We start from the raw sequence: 2,085 nt of genomic DNA, 5'->3' as shown, positions 1-2,085 counted from the left end.
CATTCGAACCGCGGCTCGGTCAGCCGCAGGCCCAGATCGAGCCGGAGCCGGACGCGCCATGGCGGCTGCGGCTGCGCATCATGGGAAATCTTTACGCCGGCGCCGCTCCTTGGCCGGTCGCCTTCGTCGCACAACTCGCCGACGGCCAGCCGGTCGGAGTGGTCGATGAACGAATCGCTTGACGACCTGCTGCTTGACTACTATCAGCGCGAACTGACCTATTTGCGGCGCGCGAGCGAGAGCTTCGCGCAACGCTATCCAAAGATTGCTCGCCGCCTGGAACTGGGGCCTGGCGAAAGTGGCGATCCGCATGTGGAACGCCTGATCGAAAGTTTCGCGATCCTGACTGCACGCATCCAGCGCACGCTCGACGATGAATACTCGGAGCTGACCGACGGCCTGCTTGAGCAGTTTTACCCTTATGCGGCGCGGCCGTTGCCATCAATGACGATCGTGCAACTCGAAGCGGACCCGACTCAAGGCAGCGTGGCCACAGGCTACGTCGTGCCGCGCAATACGCCGCTGGTGCATGTGACGCTCGACGGCACTGCGGTGCGCTGGCGTACCTCCGCTGACGTGACGCTCTGGCCGATTGCTCTTGAAACGGCCCAGATGCTCAATGCCGAAGAGGCGCAGACTGCAACGGGCGACCCGAGCCTGCAAGCCGCGCTGCGTCTGTCGCTGCGCTGCACCGGTTTGCACCGGTTCGGCGGCTTGCCAATCAAGCGCTTGCGGTTGCGGCTCGCAGGCTCGCCAGTCAGCGCCGCGACGCTTTACGACCTGCTGTGCGCGCATGGCGCGAGCGTCTACCTTCAGGCACCCGGTGCCCCCGCGCGAATCATCGCTGGCAAGCCGGAACCGGTTGGCTTCGGCGACGATGAGGCGCTGTTGCCGCTAGAGGATGGCGTGCATCCGGCGTGTCGCCTGCTGGTCGAATATTTTGCTTTCCCCGAAAAGTTTGCATTCTTCGATGTGCCGTTCATGCCGCCCGCGGACGCTGGCGATACCCTTGACCTGCTAATTGGACTCGGCGCAGCTCCGGGCGGCCGTCTCACGCTTCATCCGCATGACTTCGCGCTCGGTTGCACGCCCGCGCTGAACCTGTTTGCGCGCACCTCAGAGCCGTTGCGTCCCGACGGCACGCAGCGCGAATTGCGCGTCAGTCCCGACGCGCACCGCGAAGCCAGCACCGAGATCTACGCGGTGTGCAACGTGCGCTCGGTAAGCGGCCGCGAGGTCGTCGAAGTGCCGCCCTACTACGGGGTGCAGCACGGCAACGGTTCGTCGCTCTACTGGCATGCGCGACGGGTCACCGGCATGCACCGATCGCGGCCGGGGAGCGACATGATGCTGACTTTCGTCGATGCCTGCTTCGATCCGGCGAGCCCCTCCGCGCGAACGCTCACTGCCGACCTGCTCTGCACCAACCGACACCTGGCGCACACACTTGAACCCGGCACGTTGTTGTCGTTTGAACAGCCAGGCCCGGTTGCCAGTGTGCGGATCGCGCATCGTCCAACCCGTCAGACCTTCGCCGCGCTCGACGGCAGTTCGCGCTGGCGCCTTGCCTCACAGTTCGTGCTCAATCACACGCCGCTGGTCGCGGGACCGCAGGCGCTGAACTCGTTGCGCGAGATGCTGGAACTGCATAACCTGGCGGCCAGCCCCACCGCGCGCCGGCAGATCACCGGGCTCATGAGCGTGAGCAGCGAAGCGATCGTTGGACATGTCGGCGCGGATTTATGGCGCGGCTGGCAAAACGGCCTGCAGGTACGCATCGAACTCGATCACACTCATTTTGTGGGCGCCAGCATGGTTATGTTCTCAGGAGTGCTGGCCAACTTCTTCTCGCTGTACGCGAGTGTCAATCGTTTCGTGCATACGACACTGATGCGCGATGGCAGGGAGATTCACGCATGGCGGCCAACCCAGAGCAGCCCGCTCGTTCTGTAGCGCAGCGGTTGTTCGACGAACCGTACGCCTTCGAATTCGCGCAGGCGGTGCGGCTGCTCGAATTGCTGCGACCCGGTTCGGTGCCGCTCGGCACAGGCCTCGATCCGCGCACGGAAGCGCTCGCACTTGCTG

The 2,085-nt window shown here is 64.5% G+C and carries 2 protein-coding genes; both read left to right on the top strand.

Annotated elements, in window-relative coordinates:
- Positions 1-182: hypothetical protein (locus WCA85_RS16855; RefSeq protein WP_424065753.1), on the top strand; the 182-nt coding region annotated here is incomplete at its 5' end.
- Entirely contained in the window at positions 166-1,953 is a 1,788-nt protein-coding gene (tssF, locus tag WCA85_RS16850; protein WP_424065751.1) for a type VI secretion system baseplate subunit TssF, read from the top strand. The genes WCA85_RS16855 and tssF, both read left to right, overlap by 17 nt.
- The last annotated feature ends 132 nt before the right edge of the window (positions 1,954-2,085 follow it).

Source organism: Paraburkholderia sp. (genome assembly GCF_049581445.1).
In the GTDB taxonomy this organism is placed as follows: domain Bacteria; phylum Pseudomonadota; class Gammaproteobacteria; order Burkholderiales; family Burkholderiaceae; genus Paraburkholderia.
The sequence above is the reverse complement of the archived record's forward strand: the minus strand, read 5'-3'. Positions and strand labels throughout refer to the sequence as shown.